Annotated in this window: 14 protein-coding genes and 2 tRNA genes; 6 read left to right on the plus strand and 10 right to left on the minus strand. The window is 34.6% G+C overall.

Annotated features, from left to right (window positions below; all coding sequences use genetic code 11):
• Window positions 1–13: 13 nt before the first annotated feature.
• Window positions 14–307, minus strand: a complete 294-nt coding sequence (locus V3565_RS00670; RefSeq protein ID WP_455478424.1) for a helix-turn-helix domain-containing protein — start codon at window positions 305–307, stop codon at window positions 14–16.
• 147 nt (window positions 308–454) lie between these two features.
• Between V3565_RS00670 and V3565_RS00675 the strand changes: the two genes are divergently transcribed.
• Window positions 455–976: a helix-turn-helix domain-containing protein gene (locus V3565_RS00675; RefSeq protein WP_455478425.1), complete on the plus strand. Its 522-nt coding sequence runs from the start codon at window positions 455–457 to the stop codon at window positions 974–976.
• A 635-nt stretch (window positions 977–1,611) separates the two neighbouring features.
• Here the strand turns inward: V3565_RS00675 and V3565_RS00680 are convergent.
• The gene (locus tag V3565_RS00680) at window positions 1,612–2,109 is read right to left on the minus strand and encodes an Hsp20 family protein (RefSeq protein ID WP_455478426.1); all 498 of its coding nucleotides are present in this window, start codon (window positions 2,107–2,109) and stop codon (window positions 1,612–1,614) included.
• 272 nt (window positions 2,110–2,381) lie between these two features.
• On the opposite strand from V3565_RS00680, the gene V3565_RS00685 reads away from it, so the two are divergent.
• From V3565_RS00685 to V3565_RS00695, 3 genes are all read left to right on the plus strand, one after another.
• The gene (locus tag V3565_RS00685; protein ID WP_455478427.1) at window positions 2,382–3,302 is read left to right on the plus strand and encodes a serine aminopeptidase domain-containing protein; all 921 of its coding nucleotides are present in this window, start codon (window positions 2,382–2,384) and stop codon (window positions 3,300–3,302) included.
• A gap of 712 nt (window positions 3,303–4,014) precedes the next feature.
• Window positions 4,015–4,377: a cell cycle two-component system response regulator CpdR gene (gene cpdR / locus V3565_RS00690; RefSeq protein WP_455478428.1), complete on the plus strand. Its 363-nt coding sequence runs from the start codon at window positions 4,015–4,017 to the stop codon at window positions 4,375–4,377.
• A gap of 101 nt (window positions 4,378–4,478) precedes the next feature.
• Window positions 4,479–4,553, plus strand: a tRNA-Val gene (locus V3565_RS00695).
• 619 nt (window positions 4,554–5,172) lie between these two features.
• Here V3565_RS00695 and V3565_RS00700 read toward each other — a convergent pair.
• Window positions 5,173–6,555, minus strand: coding sequence for an amino acid permease (locus V3565_RS00700; protein ID WP_455478429.1), 1,383 nt, complete (start codon window positions 6,553–6,555; stop codon window positions 5,173–5,175).
• Window positions 6,556–7,478: 923 nt separating this feature from the next.
• Window positions 7,479–7,555: transfer RNA gene (locus tag V3565_RS00705), tRNA-Arg, on the minus strand.
• Between the two features lie 291 nt (window positions 7,556–7,846).
• On the opposite strand from V3565_RS00705, the gene V3565_RS00710 reads away from it, so the two are divergent.
• The gene (locus V3565_RS00710; protein WP_455478430.1) at window positions 7,847–8,620 is read left to right on the plus strand and encodes an NAD kinase; all 774 of its coding nucleotides are present in this window, start codon (window positions 7,847–7,849) and stop codon (window positions 8,618–8,620) included.
• Window positions 8,621–8,764: 144 nt separating this feature from the next.
• Complete coding sequence (locus V3565_RS00715; RefSeq protein WP_455478431.1) at window positions 8,765–10,147, plus strand: DEAD/DEAH box helicase; 1,383 nt, start codon at window positions 8,765–8,767, stop codon at window positions 10,145–10,147.
• Window positions 10,148–10,209: 62 nt separating this feature from the next.
• Here the strand turns inward: V3565_RS00715 and gltX are convergent, their stop codons facing one another.
• The 6 genes from gltX to rpiA all read right to left on the minus strand — a co-directional run bounded on the left by gltX (window position 10,210) and on the right by rpiA (window position 17,813).
• Window positions 10,210–11,589 carry a glutamate--tRNA ligase gene (gltX, locus tag V3565_RS00720; RefSeq protein ID WP_455478432.1) on the minus strand — a complete coding sequence of 460 codons (1,380 nt, stop codon included), beginning with the start codon at window positions 11,587–11,589 and terminating at the stop codon, window positions 10,210–10,212.
• Window positions 11,590–11,598: 9 nt separating this feature from the next.
• The gene (locus V3565_RS00725; RefSeq protein WP_455478433.1) at window positions 11,599–13,260 is read right to left on the minus strand and encodes an NAD+ synthase; all 1,662 of its coding nucleotides are present in this window, start codon (window positions 13,258–13,260) and stop codon (window positions 11,599–11,601) included.
• A gap of 114 nt (window positions 13,261–13,374) precedes the next feature.
• The gene (locus tag V3565_RS00730) at window positions 13,375–14,754 is read right to left on the minus strand and encodes a class II 3-deoxy-7-phosphoheptulonate synthase (protein ID WP_455478434.1); all 1,380 of its coding nucleotides are present in this window, start codon (window positions 14,752–14,754) and stop codon (window positions 13,375–13,377) included.
• Between the two features lie 72 nt (window positions 14,755–14,826).
• Window positions 14,827–16,218 carry a glutathione-disulfide reductase gene (gene gor / locus V3565_RS00735; protein WP_455478435.1) on the minus strand — a complete coding sequence of 464 codons (1,392 nt, stop codon included), beginning with the start codon at window positions 16,216–16,218 and terminating at the stop codon, window positions 14,827–14,829.
• 230 nt (window positions 16,219–16,448) lie between these two features.
• A complete protein-coding gene (locus V3565_RS00740) occupies window positions 16,449–17,000 on the minus strand; it encodes a DUF2059 domain-containing protein (RefSeq protein WP_455478436.1) in 552 nt (183 codons plus the stop codon).
• A 99-nt stretch (window positions 17,001–17,099) separates the two neighbouring features.
• Complete coding sequence (gene rpiA / locus V3565_RS00745; RefSeq protein ID WP_455478437.1) at window positions 17,100–17,813, minus strand: ribose-5-phosphate isomerase RpiA; 714 nt, start codon at window positions 17,811–17,813, stop codon at window positions 17,100–17,102.
• Window positions 17,814–18,137: the final 324 nt, after the last annotated feature.

An 18,137-nucleotide genomic window follows, 5' to 3' on the forward strand; every position in this document is an offset into this window, starting at 1 on the left:
CTTGCAACCAATTTTAAGCAGCATTATTGCGCAATGTACAATGGGCTATGGAATCTGTATTAGAATCTTTTGCTGCTTTGAAAATGCGATTGCGACTTTTAGGGTAGCGGTCGCTGAAGATTTGCTCAACGGGCAAGCCGATAAAATCGGCAATAGCACGTTCAGCTTTTTCATTGGGCCGTTTCCAAATGTGTTGAACACTGGAAGACGGTATTTTGTAAGATTTTGCGAGTTCCGCTAGGGTCATATTCCTACGGCGTAGCTCGGCTAAAATACTATGGCGATCCCATATTTGGGTCATGGTCATAACTTTCGCTCCTGCTTCAAACGGATGCTGCAACAGCCGTCTTTGTGGGGTTAATTGTAGAATATATGCCCGCTATATCGGGCGGTAATAAAAGGTATAATTCAAATATTGCATTATGTCAACGCAATATTTGCATTATTATGTGATTTGGCAAAAAAAGAAATTGAACCAAAAACAGAACAGGCAAAGCGATTACGTTTGATACGAGAAGGCTTACAGCTCAATCGGGATCAGATAGCTACCTGTTTAGGTATTAATAAAGCAATTTATGACCACGCTGAAAGAGGCACCACCTTTCCCAATGTGGAATTTTTGGCTGCTTTATCACAGAAATTAAAGGTTAACTTAACTTGGCTAATTACAGGTGAAGGCGAAATGTTCACGGACGTAACGAAAGTGACAGATTTAGAAGCACCTACCATCCCTGCTGGACTCATGAAAAAGCTTGGTCGCATAGCTTATACGACCTATCGTGATGCAAAAATAAAACTCCCCCCTGAAGATATAGCGGAAATCGCGGCGGAGCTCTATGAAAAATTGCAAGAGCTTGTTCAAAACATCAATGATACAGAAGAAGTTGAGCTCACTTTGCCTCTTCTCAAACTGCATTTAAAGCGTCAAATCGAAGCTGAAAGAGCACATATAACAACTACACAAAATACGGCTTAATGCCTCTCTAAAATAGAAAATGAAAGTGGAAATCTTTTTACATTAAAAAATTCATATAATATATTGATAAATAACATTTTATGCTCTTATTTTTGAGATTTCCACGCATATATGGAAATCTTTTTTGCTTTTTTGGTCATTTTGGGTCGTTTTTGGAGTCGCTTTTACGATTTGTCTGATTTTTTTCAAAGTGCTTTCAAATCCGGTTTTCTGGGCTTTCACAGATTTTTTAAAATTCTTCAAAGGATTTTCAAAGACCTTTCACAGACTTCTCTCATTTTTAGCACAAAATTCCGATTTTTGTGATTTTTCGCTCTTTTTTGTAATTTTAGGTGTCAAAATTCAATTTGACAAAACACGCATTTAATGGTAAAAAATGTACATAAAAACAATGAATTATCACTTATTCCTAACTAATCCCACCTCTTCCCACTTAGTGCAAAACATAGTGTCAAACTACAGTACATACGTAAAATTTTGAAAATCTGTCCCTTTTTAAAATAATACGCGGTAAAATTGCTACCATAGTTCAAAAGATATAAATTGTAATTAAACAATTTTTTAACAAAATACACAAATAACGCGAAATTTCTATCTCGCGTTATTTCTCTATTTAATAATATAATGAATTGTAATTATTTATTTTTTTCAGATTCTAAGCGAGTTTCGCCCACACCATTACCGCTATCGTTTCCTACAGTATATGGTGACACTTGTACAGCTATCTTTTTGGGTTTTAATTCAGCTGGCATTTCTCTTTTAAGCTGAATATGAAGAAGACCATCACTGAGTTCTGCTCCAGTAACTTTAACATGATCTGCCAAATGAAACCGCCGTTCAAAAGCACGCGAAGCAATACCTCGATAAAGAAACTCTCGTTTTTCATCGTCATTTTCAGGCATTCTCTCACCCTTAATAATCAGCTGATTGCAATGCGTTTCAATATCTATTTCATCCCGAGAAAAACCAGCAACAGCCATAGAAATCCTATAAGAATCCTCGGTCAAACGCTCAATATTATATGGGGGATAAGAAGAAACATCATCCGGCTGTGTTCTAGAATCAAACCAGTTCAAAAGATGATCAAAACCTACCGTTGAACGATAAAATGGTGAAAAATCTACTTGACGCATAACATTGCCCTCCTTTAGAGCGACTATCATTGACTCACAAAGTTCCCAAATGGCAAACTTGCCTGTGAACCAGCAGCCCCATCGTGGCGACCGCATTTTTTATTTGGTAATCGTTCTTCCCTATTTCAACTCTTTTGTGCTGTAATTCTTTAAAATACATAAAAGCAATATAACCATTTTTTAACCCTTCACCATCATTACATCTATCCAAGTCTTTTTTTCACTTTCTCACGCACTAAATCGTAAAGATACGCTATATTTAAGGATACAAATTGGAAATACCTATTTATCATTTACAAAACAGAGATTCTTCCTCTCCCAACATTCATAATGGATACTTAAAAATAGGTATTGATCGCAAAATTCGTTTTACGATAACGCACCCTGATGTAACAAAATACAAGGGAACAGTCGTTATTCTTGAAAGCTATACAAGTGCTATAGAAAAATATTTTTTACCAATGAATGAAATTTCTAAACGCGGTTTTTATACAGCAATATTTGACTGGTTTGATCACGAAAAATCACAACTTAATACAATAAAACAGAACAAACATAATTATTTCGATATTAATAATAATATTAATAAATTAGATAAATTTCTTAAAAATATAGTTTATAATAATTGCCCGCCTCCTTACTATATACTAGCCTATGATATAGGAGGATTGATAGCGCTTAGCGGAGTGAGTCTTATTAACCATAAGTTCAGTAGAATGCTCTGCGTTTCTCCTCTTTTTGCTCCATTCGGTTATAAAACAAATAGCTTTCAACATAAATTAACACAGTTTTTTTCCGATATAGGTCTTGGTTTTTTACCAATTAAAGGCGAAAAAAAATTAAAACAAAAAAATACGAAATTTTACCCCACTGATAAAACATCTTTTTCTTCCAGTATCTTTAATCCCTCCCCGACATACCAATGGATGGCATCAATACTCAATACTATTGATGTCATGAAGAAAAATATAACTAACGGACAGTTACAAATCCCTACACTATTCATTCTTGCCGATAAGAACAACATTGTAAACAATATCGAAGTGCGAAAATTATGCCAGCATACACACCTAACAGATAGTATCACAATTATAGGTGCTGCACTTGATACAATCATGCACAAAGAGCACCACAAAAAACAATTTTGGGCTGCATTTGACGTATTCATTTCCAATGACAAGCCCACAGCGTAATATTTTGTAATAAGACAATAATTTTATCATACCATGAAGAACTTATTTAAATTTTACAGTAGGAATGCGCATTATTTCAGGGCTCTGCAACAACTTATGTAATATTAAAACTAACCGCTTGCCTGCAGTGTCAATCAACTCAAATAATTTATAAGATGCACAATCTCAATTTATAAAAAAAACTTCAACGACATAATATAGCTATCTAAATAAAAATCCTTCTCTAATACCTGCAAAGATATACAAACGATAAAGGAAAACTATAGCAGATAAAGAGAATTAATATCCATTGTTTTGCAAAAATTTAATCATAATAAATAGCATACAGCACATACTAGTACTGATTCGTAGTTAGAGGACGATGAAGGAGCTTCAAACACCAGCAAACCATATTTCTACTATAATAAAGCATTTTTTATGTTCCTCTGGTTACAAGAAGGCTATTTTTAAGAGAATCAAACACACTGGAAACAAAATATGAAATAAAGCAAACTAAAACTATTTATAGACAGCCTCCCCTTTCAAATATCACTATATTAGAAATTTAACAGATTCAAAATTAGTATTTGATATTTTTGATAAATACCTAATAATTAACTATTTCGCCATTCATTACAATTATGAACATTTTATCTCTTTTTTTATAAATACTCTATATTGTATAAACCAATATGGAAAAGACTCTAATAAATGGTGCAATTGGAACATAAATATGAAACGAATCTTGCTCGCAGAAGATGATAACGATATGCGTCGCTTTTTAGCGAAAGCATTAGAACGTGCAGGCTATGAAGTTAAAGATTTCGATAACGGAGCTAGTGCATATGAGCGTTTACAAGAAGAGCCATTTTCTCTTCTACTCACCGATATCGTAATGCCAGAAATGGATGGGATTGAATTAGCGCGACGTGCCACCGAAATTGATCCCGATTTACGAGTGATGTTCATTACAGGATTTGCAGCAGTTGCATTAAATTCAAGTAGTGATACCCCTCCTGATGCAAAAATTCTTTCTAAGCCGTTTCATTTACGAGAACTAGTTAACGAGGTCGAAAAAATGCTTATAGCTGCTTAGAAATAGCAATTTTTTAAATTATACTATGCTTGATTATATGAAAAATGAAATTAAGCATTGACGTTTGTAGTTGTATATGGTGTATGCAGCATCATTAGGATGGGTGTGTAGCTCAGTGGGAGAGCACTACGTTGACATCGTAGGGGTCATAGGTTCAATCCCTATCACACCCACCATTGTTTTTTATTACAAATAAAAATTATCCCTGTTTATATTTTTTAGAAATAGAATAAAATTTTTAAAGGTAAAGCATCCCAAAATCAGCATAAAAAAAGCCAAAAAACTATAAAGTGATCTTGCTATGATATAATATATCACAATTATTTACGAACATAAATCAATTGATGATGGCATTCATGCTTATTTTTATACCATCTATAAAATAAATTATTTAGTTTTTTTGTATAATATTTTTGTAATCTCACAAAGAAAAATTATTTTATTAAGAACTATACTTACCGAGCGAGAATGATCTGTCCATTATATATAAAAAAGTAAATAATAGATGATCATACGTACAGACTCAAATCAATACTTTTAATAATCATAATAAAAACATAGAGCACAGATCTTATCATCTTATCTAATAGCTAAGACATATTCTATTTTTCAATGTTTAGGAATTTTGTTTATGAACTAAATAAATTACAAAGCAATTTATTTAGTTATTTGTAGTACAAATAAAACAACACATATCTGAAAAATTAATCCAAAATTTAAAGACATGATTCTATAACATAATTCTACTACAAAATAACTAATACTTGTACTTATTATTGAATTAATACTTAGTTTTCACTTTAACACATCTTGTCGTTTTTTTGAATTATAAAATCTAAGCAGATAAAAACATATTACAAGCCAAATAATCCAAATAACACCTATAATTAAAACTGGCCGTGTATCATCAAAAAACCATAACAAAGCAAAAATAAAGACCATAAACAAAAGAGAAAAAACCGATCCTATTGGCCAAAATGGAGCTGGAAATTTTAATTCACGCCGCACATCTTCAGGCATTTTAACTCGCATAAAAATTTGTGACAGAATAATCATTACCCAAACAAAAACTGTCGCAAATGTTGCCATTGCTGCAATAAGAAAAAAAAGCCGATCATGATAAAAATAATTAAGGATAACACCTAAAAGAAAAATACCTAAAATTAATAAAATTACAAAAATTGGTATACCATTCTTTGATAAATATTGAAACTTCTTTAACGCATAACCTTCTTGGGATAGCCCATGTATCATACGACAAGCACCATACATTGCACTGTTCATTGCAGAAATAGCTGCTGTAACGACAACAACATTTAAAATATTAGCTGCTGATGAAATTCCAAGGCTTTCAAAAATTGACACGAAAGGACTATCCGTAAGGACAATCTCATTCCAAGGATAAAGTGACATTAAAATGGCTAATGTCATGATATAAAATAGCAAAATACGGATAGGAGTAGAATTAATTGCCTTTGAGATAGTTTGATGAGGATCCTGTACTTCCATTACTGCCATCCCTATGATTTCTATGCCACCAAAAGCAAAGACAACAACACTAAAGCAAGCTAAAAATCCAAACAAACCATTGGGAAAAATGCCACCATTTTTCCATAAATTATGAATGCTAACATGAGAAAAAGAAGTACTTGTATTCCAACCCCATACAATTATTACTATTCCTAAGATGATCATAGTAATGATAGCAATAATTTTTATAGAAGACAGCCAAAACTCCAATTCACCATATACTTTTACTGCGGACAAATTAACACCAGTAATGATAAGAGTAATACTAAGTGCCCATATCCAAGGTGCGACATCAGGATACCAAAATCCCATATAAGTTGCAAAAGCGGTAATATCGGCCAAACCAACGAGGATCATCTCAAAAACATATGTCCATCCTGTTAAAAAACCAGCCAATGGTGATATGTAATTTGTTGCATAACGAGCGAAAGAACCTGGTAGAGGATTATGAATAATCATCTCGCCAAGAGCTCGCATAACCATGAAAATAGCCCAACCAGAAATGCAATAAGCGATCAAGACGCTTGGACCAGCAAGCTTAATTGCTTGCGCAGATCCATAAAAAAGTCCTGTTCCAATAGCAGAACCGAGAGCTAAAAAGACAACTTGGCGCTTGTTCATACCCCGTTTAAGTTCATTTATTGCCATTTCTTTCTTTCTTTAAAACACTACCATAACTGCCATAAAAGCAAAATCTATAAACCAATAAGTATCTAAACTGATTGGAACGCAAAAAAAACTCTAACACACATGAAAGATTTTGAATTTTTGTTGCTTCAATTTCATAAAAGAGTAAACTACAAGAGCGACTAACATACAGAAACTTATCTTTGGTTACGATACAATGGATACCGATTCCAATTTAAAAATCGTACCTTTTCGCCTTCTCAATTTAAAGAGCTATTGATAACAAAAAATCTACCATGACGATACTTTCCAAATACCTTCACAGCAATGAAACCTAACAGTTGTCGTGCTTAGCAAAAAAAATCCATAGGAGCAAGCATCATAAAAAGATAGCCTAAAATAATATGATTCATGAAAATATTTCCCACACTCATCACATTATCATCAACTTATTACAAAGAGAAAAAATATTTGATGTGTATAAGAACTTAATATCCAAGCACATTACATTTTTTACAACGTTTTTTTATCGATAAAGACCTATTGCTTGTATCTTTATGGATTACAGAGGAGTCTGAATAAGCCAGATCTATCTTCCTGATCATGAATAAAAACTTGTCATCACACAAGATAGAAGTATCATATCCGCAAAACGTACCACAACAACCGTATAGGATTTATTGTTGCTCAACACCTTATACAAGTCTACAATCGAAAGGATAATAATAAGAAATACAGTGTATCAACTCAGTTTTACGCACTACATTACATATGGGATAACAAATGGATTGTGTAACAACAAACCTACTTACAACATACTTTAAAATAGCATCATATCAATTCCAGGCACTATCCGTACCTCCTAACTAACAGTAGCATACTTGTACACTATCCTAATACCTAAAGCAAAAAATAACCGATATATTGATTAATTTAATGCACTATGGTGCACCCGACAGAATTCGAATCTGTGACCTCTGCCTTCGGAGGGCAGCGCTCTATCCAACTGAGCTACGGGTGCCTTAAAGATAATTAATAAACCAGCTTCAGTCTTTTAACTTATTATGCTCATATCTGCAATGAAGAATTAACATGCTAGAAAAACGTAAAAAAATGCGTAGCCATACAATACACGCGCAGTTTACACAATTTTTTTGTTACCCTACAAATCCTGTCTAATCTTAAGTCTTAAAGCAGATTACTTTTTATACAAAATTCCTCTTTTACAAAAAGAGTCCTTGTATACAACTTCAAAATTTTGAAAAAGTAAGATACAAAATTTAAGTTATCAGTAATATCAGGATAATTTTTAATGACTAAATTACCAAAACGCTTTCATTTCGTTTCTGCAGAAACCGAAGAAGCCGTAAAAGCCACTAATAAACTAATTTCCATTTATGGTCATTCATCTCTCTCAGAAACCGATGTTGTTGTTGCCATTGGTGGCGATGGAACAATGCTACAAACAGTACGAAATGTTATGAATATTGGAAAACCTATTTATGGTATGAACCAAGGTTCTGTAGGATTCCTCATGAATGAATTTCATGAAAAAAATTTACCAACCCGCATTGCTGTTGCACATAAAAAACAAATCCATCCCTTACGTATGATAGCAGAAACTGAATGTAAAAAATATGTTGAAGCACTTGCAATCAATGAAGTATCTTTATTTCGTCAATCTTATCAAGCAGCTAAAATTCGCATCAGTATTGATGACAACGTGCGCATGGAACAATTGAGTTGCGATGGTATCCTCGTTGCTACACCAGCAGGATCTACTGCATATAATCTATCAGCACAAGGATCTATTTTACCCCTTATGGCTCCTCTCATGGCACTAACCCCTGTTAGTCCATTTCGCCCTCGACGTTGGCATGGAGCATTGCTCCCCAATACAGCAACAGTACGTTTTGATATGCTTGAACCTAGTAAACGTCCCGTAAATGCAGCAGCAGATAATGTTGAGGTAAAGTCTGTACATTCAGTTACCATTTCATCAGCTACTGAAGTAACGGCTTCCATCCTTTTTGACTCTGACCATTCATGGGATGAACGCATTTTATCAGAACAATTTCGTTATTAATGATTGTATGCTTTCTACGTGTTTCTAACCATTATAGTTGACTTTTTTGTAAATGCACCTTAACCATTCTTAACAGTGTAGAATGCTTAATTTACTAATAATTCAAACCACTAGACTAAAATTGCAAAGCAATTGATAAAGAAAATGACATCACCTTTAAAAAGTTTCAATGACTTAGGTCTTTCCATAAAAGTTATTAAAGCAATAAAATCAGCTGGATATACAGTACCAACTCCTATTCAAAGTGGAACAATTCCTCATGTGCTCCAAAAAAAAGATGTCCTAGGGATCGCTCAAACAGGAACAGGAAAAACTGCCTCTTTTGTTTTACCTATGCTCACACTACTTGAGAATGGTCGTGCTAGGGCACGAATGCCTCGTACTCTTATATTAGAACCAACGAGAGAACTTGCGGCTCAAGTCGAAAAAAGTTTTGATAAATATGGAATAAATCATCGTTTAAATGTCGCACTTTTAATTGGTGGTGTTTCTTTTGAACACCAAGATCGTAAACTTGAACGAGGTGCCGATGTTCTTATAGCAACACCAGGCCGTCTTCTTGATCATTTTGATCGTGGTAAGTTACTCCTTATGGGTGTTGAAATCCTTGTTATTGATGAAGCTGATCGTATGTTGGATATGGGCTTTATCCCTGATATTGAACGCATCTGTAAACTAACTCCTTTTACACGCCAAACTTTGTTCTTTTCTGCAACAATGGCACCAGAAATCATAGAATTGACAAAGCAATTTTTACATTCACCCGTATCTGTAGAAGTTACAAAAGCATCTTCAACAGCTACAACAATTACACAATGGCTTGTTAAATCTGGCGAAAAAGCATGGGATAAAAGATCTGTTTTACGAGAACTTATTCACAGTGAAGGCGATAAACTGAAAAATGCTATTATATTCTGTAATAGAAAAAAAGATATTTCTCAGCTTTTTAAATCACTTATCAGACACAATTTTAATGTAGGCGCACTTCATGGGGATATGGATCAATATTCTCGTATGAGTACATTAGCCGATTTTAAAGATAATAAACTCACACTTCTTGTTGCTTCTGATGTTGCTGCACGTGGCCTTGATATCCCAAATGTAAGTCATGTATTCAATTATGACGTTCCTATACATGCTGAAGACTATATTCATAGAATTGGCCGTACAGGACGTGCAAACCGTAGCGGAAAAGCGTTTACGATTGTCACAAAAGACGACCAAAAATATATTAATGCCATTGAAGAAATGAGTAATGAAAAAATTGAGTGGTTTAATGGAGACTTATCTACTTTAACAACAAGCGATCACGAAAATGATACAGAATTATCGAAGAAAACTACACAAAAAAAGTGCTCTGTACAAACTAAAAAATCTTTAAAACATAACAAGGCAAACTGTATTAAGACTGCAAATAACAAACAAAACCCATCTGAACGACATCATTCTCAGAAAAATAAAAATCATACTCCTATTGGATTCGGGGATGATATCCCAGCGTTTATGTTAACAAAGATCCGCACTTGAATTAAAAATTTTTCCTTTTTGTATTATCATTAAAAACTGATAAAATACCCATATCACAGCTCTTATTTCCCTTGAATGGTTAATCTTTCTATTATCTTATCACGCCCTAATAGCTGTAAAATTTTTCCCATTTCAGGACCGTGATTCATTCCTGTCAACGCTTGGCGTAATGGCATAAACAAGGATTTACCTTTACGACCCGTTTTTTCTTTTAACGCTGTTGTCCAAACCTTCCAACTGTCATCATTCAATATGCCCTCAGGAAAAAAATCAACAGAGTGAAGAACAAACTCACGATCTTCAAGTGCAACGGCATTCGTGATACTATTATCATGAATAATTTTCCACCACAAAACAGAATCACTAACTTTCTCGATATTTTCTCTTACAGTATTCCAAAAATATTCTGCTTTCTCTCCATAAATAGAAAGATTCTTAAGCCGTATTTTTACGTCATCATAGGTTAATTCACGGACAAGCTGACTATTTAAAGAAAAAAGATCTACGATATCAAATTTCGCAACTGATCTTGATGTATCCTCGAGACTAAAATTCTCTAAAAGAACTTTTTGACTGGGATAGGGCTGTACATTTTTTGAAGTTCCTATCAAAACAGAAAGACACTGAACAGCAATAGATTCAAATCCATCCTCACGCAAAGAACGAATGGAAAGGTCGTCATTGCGTTTTGAAAAACCTTTTCCTAAAACTGTCGATAATAAATTAATATGAGCAAAAGTTGGTGATTTTGCGCCAATAGCTTTAAAAAGAGCAATTTGCATACCTGTGTTGGTAATGTGATCATCTCCACGAATAATGTGTGTTATTCCCATATCTATATCATCAATTACAGAAGGTAATGTATAAAGATAGCTTCCATCTTCACGGATTAAAACGGGGTCTGAAAGAGAAGACAAATCAATTGTCTGCTTTCCTTTCACAATATCTTCCCAATAAATTTCTGTTCTTTTGGTTTGAAACGGATCAATATTAAAATTAGGAAGAAGAAAACGCCAATGAGGCTTACGTCCTTGAGATTCCAAGATTTCTTTATCTTTTGGCGTCAACTTTAATGCTTTACGATCATAAATAGGAGGTCTTTTGCGCAACAGCTGAATTTTGCGACGTCGCTCTAATTCCTCTGCTGTTTCATAACAAGGATACAGAAGACCTCTTTGTTTTAAAGTTTCTGCAACCTTATGATATCTGTCCACACGTTTAGATTGATGATAAATTTCATCTGGTTTGATACCAAGCCATTCCAAATCAACCATAATGCCATCAACATATTCCTGTTTAGAACGTCCAACATCTGTATCATCATAGCGCAAAATAAACATTCCATTATTTGCCTGAGCATACAGCCAGTTGAACAAAGCGATACGGGTATTACCAACATGAATATAGCCTGTTGGTGATGGGGCAAAACGAACCTTTATCATAAATAATGCTCAACTTTTATCACGAAAATGATTGACTATGGGATAACGACGACCGCGTCCAAAATTCTTACAACTTATTTTAACACCAGGCGCGGACTGTTGTCTTTTATATTCAGCTAAATAAAGAAGATGTTCAATTTTTTCAACAGTTTCCTGTAAATGCCCACGTTTCACAATATCACTAATACTCATGTCATTTTCTACAAGAGATTGTAAGATATCATCTAAAATAGGATAAGGAGGAAGAGAATCTTGATCTTTTTGATTTTCCCGAAGCTCTGCAGAAGGTGATTTCACAATAATGTTAGGTGGAATCACAACTCCTTTTGGCCCTAAAAAATTTTGTAAATAATTTTTATTGCGCCACTTAGCTAATTCATAAACCTGCATTTTATAAATATCTTTAATTGGATTGAATCCTCCATTCATATCACCATAAAGTGTCGCATATCCAACAGCCATTTCTGATTTATTTCCTGTTGTTACCACCATTGAACCAAATTTATTCGAAATAGCCATTAAAATAATCCCACGTATACGACTTTGAAGATTTTCTTCCGTAACATCAGATGGCAATCCTAGAAAAATTGGTTCCATTGTATTCAAAAAAACCTCAACAGGTTGCACAATTGGTATCACTTCATAACAGCATCCCAAAAGATTCGCACAATCTTTAGCATCGTTCAATGAATCTTGTGAAGTATAATGATAAGGCATCATTACAGAACGAACTCTTTCAGAACCGAGAGCATCAACTGCTATTGCCGCACAAAGAGCTGAATCAATCCCTCCAGAAAGTCCAAGAACAACGTCCTTAAAGCAATTTTTATTTACGTAATCCCTTAAACCTAAAACACAAGCTTGATAATCAGCAGCTAATCCATCTAGAAGATTTTCATTCGGACCAGAAATACACTGCCACCCAGTAGATCTTCTTTGCCAATGGATAACAGAAATATGACTTTCAAAATGTTTCATTTGACACACTATTCTTCCTTGTCCATTTAACGCAAAAGACCCACCGTCAAAAACTAATTCATCCTGACCACCAATTTGATTGGCATAAATAATTGGTACACCAGACTGAAGAGCATGTTTACGAACTATCTCGATACGTTTTAGTGTCTTATTACGATAATAAGGAGAACCATTAAGAATAAGAATAATCTCAGCACCCTTATTGCTAAGATCCGCACAAATAAAGGAATTATTCCAAATATCTTCACAAATTGCTATTCCTATCCTTACTCCACGATAAATAATAGGTACAGGATATGAACCAGGAGAAAATACACGTTTTTCATCAAATTCAGCATAATTAGGTAAATCAAACTTCAAACTTTCAGCAATTATCCGTCCCTCACCAAGAAGCATAGCACCATTATAAATGTTATCATTATGCCTTAGCGGAATGCCAATTATAATTCCTGGACCATTTTCTGTTATCTTTGCTAATTTTTTAGCAACATTTTCACATGATCTTGTAAAAGCAGGCTTAAGAACAAGGTCTTCCGGTGGATAAGCACTGATAAAAAGCTCAGAAAATAAAACTAGATCAGCTCCCTCTTCTTTAGCTTTTTGATACGCCATTACCGCAAGAGAAAAATTCCCTTCAATATCGCCAACAATAGGATTTAATTGGGCAACTGCTACCCGCAAATCATTTTTCATAAGCCCTAGTATCATTCCACTAACTTAGTGATAATAACTATATTCTAATCACTAAGAAAGATTTTTCAAAAAATTTAAAATAATAAACCATTATATAGTTACATAATTGTCTTCTTAACCATTAACAGTAACAGATAATGGACTAATATCACGACTTTTTTTAAGAAGTTCAGCAACAAGAAAAGCTAACTCTAATGCTTGATTTGCATTCAATCGTGGATCACAGTGTGTATGATAACGACTAGATAAATCATCCACAGAAATGGCATGTGCACCACCCGTACATTCAGTTACATCACATCCTGTCATTTCAATATGAATACCACCTGGATATGTTCCTTCCTCACGATGTATTAAAAAAAATTTTTCTACTTCTCTTAAAACATAATCAAAGGGACGTGTTTTATATCCATTCATGATCACTGTATTGCCATGCATTGGATCACACGACCATACAACCTTACGCTCTTCTCGCTCAACTGCACGAATTAATCTCGGAAGATAATTTTCGATCTTATTATAACCAAAACGAGTAATAAGAGTTAATCGACCAGGTTCATTTTCAGGATTAAGAATATCAATCAACCTCAAAAGCTCATCAGGCTCAATGGAGGAACCACATTTTAATCCAATAGGATTCTTAATACCACGACAATACTCAACATGAGCATAATCAATCTGGCGCGTACGATCACCAATCCACAACATATGACCAGAAGTCGCATACCAATCTCCGGAAATCGAATCAATTCGCGTTAAAGCCTCTTCATAGCCAAGTAAAAGTGCCTCATGACTAGTATAAAAAGATGTCTCACGTAATGAAAAATTTGTTTTGGACGTAATTCCTATAGAGCGCATGAAATCAATTGCTTCAGAAATACGCCCCGCTAACAATTCATAACGTTCACCTTGTGGACTATTAGAAATGAAACTCAACATCCACGCATGCACATTTTCTAAATTAGCATACCCTCCCTGTGAAAAAGCACGTAAAAGATTAAGCGTTGCTGCTGATTGACGATACGCCATGGACATTCGCCGTGGATCAGGAGTACGAGCATCTACATTAAATTCAATGCCATTAATAATATCACCTCGATAAGCAGGAAGCTCAACTCCTCCTTTATTTTCTATATCAGAGGAACGTGGCTTTGCAAACTGACCAGCAATGCGTCCAATTTTAACAACTGGCTTAGAACCGCCAAAAGTCAAAACAATTGCCATTTGTAAAAAAACACGAAAAAAATCACGGATATTATCAGCTTCATGTTCCACAAAACTTTCCGCACAATCTCCACCTTGTAGTAAAAAAGCCTTACTTTCAGCAACTGCTGCTAATTCACTCTTCAAATCACGTGCTTCCCCTGCAAAAACTAAAGGAGGATAGCTGCGCAGCTTTTGTTCAACATCTGCCAAAATAGCTTGATCCGGATAAATCGGAACTTGTTTTATTGGCCGTTCTCTCCAAGAGTCAGGCGCCCACTCTTTCTTCATTGTACTCACTCCAGAGCCTAAACTCCCAGCCCATAATATTAAAATCTTTATCGCTTACCGTAGTACTTTTCTTTAATTTTCTATTTTCTTACCATTTTCGTATATATAGCTCGGCTTATACATTGTTACTAATTCTTCTGCCGCAGTTGGATGCACTGCCATAGTCTCATCAAATACATCCTTTGTAAGTTTTCCCTTAAGAGATATCCCTATGAGTTGCGCCATCTCTCCAGCACCTTCTCCCAAAATATGCGCACCTACAACAATACGACTTTCACCATCCACAACCAGCTTCATAAATGTTTTTTCTTGACTGTCAGATAAAACATTGCGCATAGGTCGAAAAACAGTACGATAAATCTCTACACGCTTATAATGGCGCACCGCATCCTCTTCTGAAAGACCTACTGTCCCAATCTCAGGCTGTGAAAAAATTGCTGTTGTAATCAAATCATAATCAGGTGTAGTTGGAGTATCTTTAAACACAGTATTAACGAAACACATTGCATCATGAATTGCGACAGGTGTCAGCTGAATATGACCAGTTACATCGCCAACAGCCCAAATATTAGGAACATTTGTTGCCATCTTTTCATCAACAACAACCGCACCAAATTCATCTAATTTAACACCCGCCCGCTCAAGTCCTAGACCTTCCGTATTTGGCACACGCCCTGTAGCCAACATAACTTGATCAACATTGATAGTTCGCCCACTCGATAAAACAACATTATAACAATCACCTATAGCCTGAACTTGAAAAATAGTTTCTCCATAAATAATGGAAATTCCCTTCTCAATCATTGCATTACTAAGCAACTGCCGCAAATCATAATCAAAACCACGAAGAATTAAGTCTCCACGATGAAGAAGTGTTGTTTTGACACCTAATTCGTGAAAAATATTAGCGAATTCAACACCGATATATCCACCGCCGACAATTATTATCGATTTTGGCAGTTTTTGAAGATCAAAAATTTCATTAGAAGTAAGACATAACTCACTGCCTGTTATTCCAGTATTTTGTCCAATTTTTGCTCCCGTCGCAATTAAAATTTTTTCTGCCCTTACCCGTTCACCTGTCGCAGAAAGCTCTAATGTGTGATCATCTATAAATACAGCACGACTCTCGTAAATATGGACATTATTATTTTCCAATCCCTTGCGATACAACCCCTCTAATCTTGATATTTCCTTATTTTTAGCTGCGACCAACTTTTCCCAATTAAAAATTGGATCAGCGTATTTCCAACCAAAACTAACGCTTTTACCAAACTCTCGTGCATATTGGGATGCATAAACATACAATTTTTTAGGAATACAGCCGCAAATAACACAAGTTCCCCCTATACGATATTCTTCAGCTATAGCAACACGCTTCCCAAGTTCTCCAGCGAGACGCGCAGCACGTACACCACCAGAACCGCTACCAACAACAAATAAATCAAAGTCAAAAGATTCCACGCAATATTCCTTTATTTTTTCTCATATATCTGCAATAATAAACCATTGTCACTGGTGACGAAATATAAAGATTTTTATACTCCAAATATATATCCTAAGATATAATTTTTTGTATGTACAATACTCAATGAGACTAACTCGTTTAAAAACAGCATTCAGACTACTGTTTTTAAACGAGAGAGGAAATTGTCAACAGAGAAAGTTGTCGGCACTGTAATAATAAAATTATCCTAATCCGCTAAAAAATCAGATTTTGTAGTAGTAGAAGATTTATTAAGATCAAGTATTTTAGACATTTCATTTTTTACATTCTTTACGAGATCCTGCATAACAATATAACGCCATCCATCAAATGCAGCATAAGAATCATGTGCAATGCTTGGAGCTTTTGCTAAAAACTTTTTACCAGAATCAGAATTGTAAAATGCCGCAATTGTCTCAAGTTCTTCTCGAGTAAAATACTTTGCGTATACATGAGCAATTTCTTTTTCTAAATCAGAACGTCTTTTAGCCAAAAAAAGTGCCTGTTTATCCACAATTTCAGAAATATCAGACGCTAAATTTGGATCATTTCCTGTCAGTTCGTTTTTAAGATCACGAGCCGCAGTTGGTAAAAAACTATCGAATTGATCAGTTGCATGCATAGCATTGATAGCTTTTTTAGCTGAATCTAAATGCTTATCACTCACACCTTGCGCACAAATCATTCCAATGTTCGAAATCAATACTGTAACGGCACAAAAATATACTACAAAACGCTGAAAAGAAAGTATCGTTTTCATTTAATAATTACCCCGATTGATAAATTATAATTCATTTTTTTACTTTATATAAAACCCTAAACGTTTATTTTTTATTTCTATAATATACCAATATGTAAACTATCTTCTTTGAAAATTAAATGGCTCTAAAATTTTTATTTTGCCATCCACCATCGCTACAATTGCAGACGAAGCCAAACCTAAAAAAAGACCATGCTCAACAACACCAGGAATTGCAAGAAGTGCGTCTGATAATAATTTCGGCTGCATAATACATCCACATAATGTATCAAAAATAAAGTGACCGCCATCCGTTTTAAAAGGATTTTTTCCATTCATACGCAATGTAATTTTTACCGAAATCCCTAAATCATTAGCTACTTTTTCAATAAGTTTACGTGTAGAATGAACACCAAATGGATTAATTTCAATCGGTAATGCAAAAGCACCAAGCGTTTTTACTACCTTTGTTTCATCTGCAATAATAAGCATAGAACGAGATGCGGCTGCTACAATTTTTTCATGTAACAACGCTCCACCTCCTCCCTTAATAAGATTCAGCTCTGGACTAATTTCGTCTGCCCCATCAATAGCAAGATCGAGTTCAGGTATTTGTTCTAAAGTAGAAACAGATATACCAAATTCACGACATAATTGCTCAGAAGACCGAGAAGTTGCAACACAAGTCACCTGCAACCCCTTAACAACACGCTCACCAAGAAGGCGGATAAATTCATTCGTTGTAGAACCAGTTCCTATACCAAGCCGCATACCATCTTGAACAAACTCTAGCGCTTTCGCTGCTGCAATTTTTTTTAACTCATGAACATTCATAAATCACTTTATCCTTTTGCCAATCAGTCACATTCAACACAAACTGATAACAAAGCACCATATTGTTGCAATCTATTAGCAATTTATTTTCCAATTTATTGGTAAAAAAGCGCTAATTATTATAGCAACACATAATAACAATAAACATAGAATAATTAACGATTTTATCTCTTTTAAAGCTTATTATACATTTTTTCAATTTAACTGAACCCTTACAATTTATTATCCCATCATCAATAATGAGTGATAAGCATATAATTTTATAAAATTATAACTTATTCAACGATAAGAAAATAATTTATTTAAAAAAAATATTAACAGCTC

The organism is Bartonella sp. B10 (genome assembly GCF_053794435.1).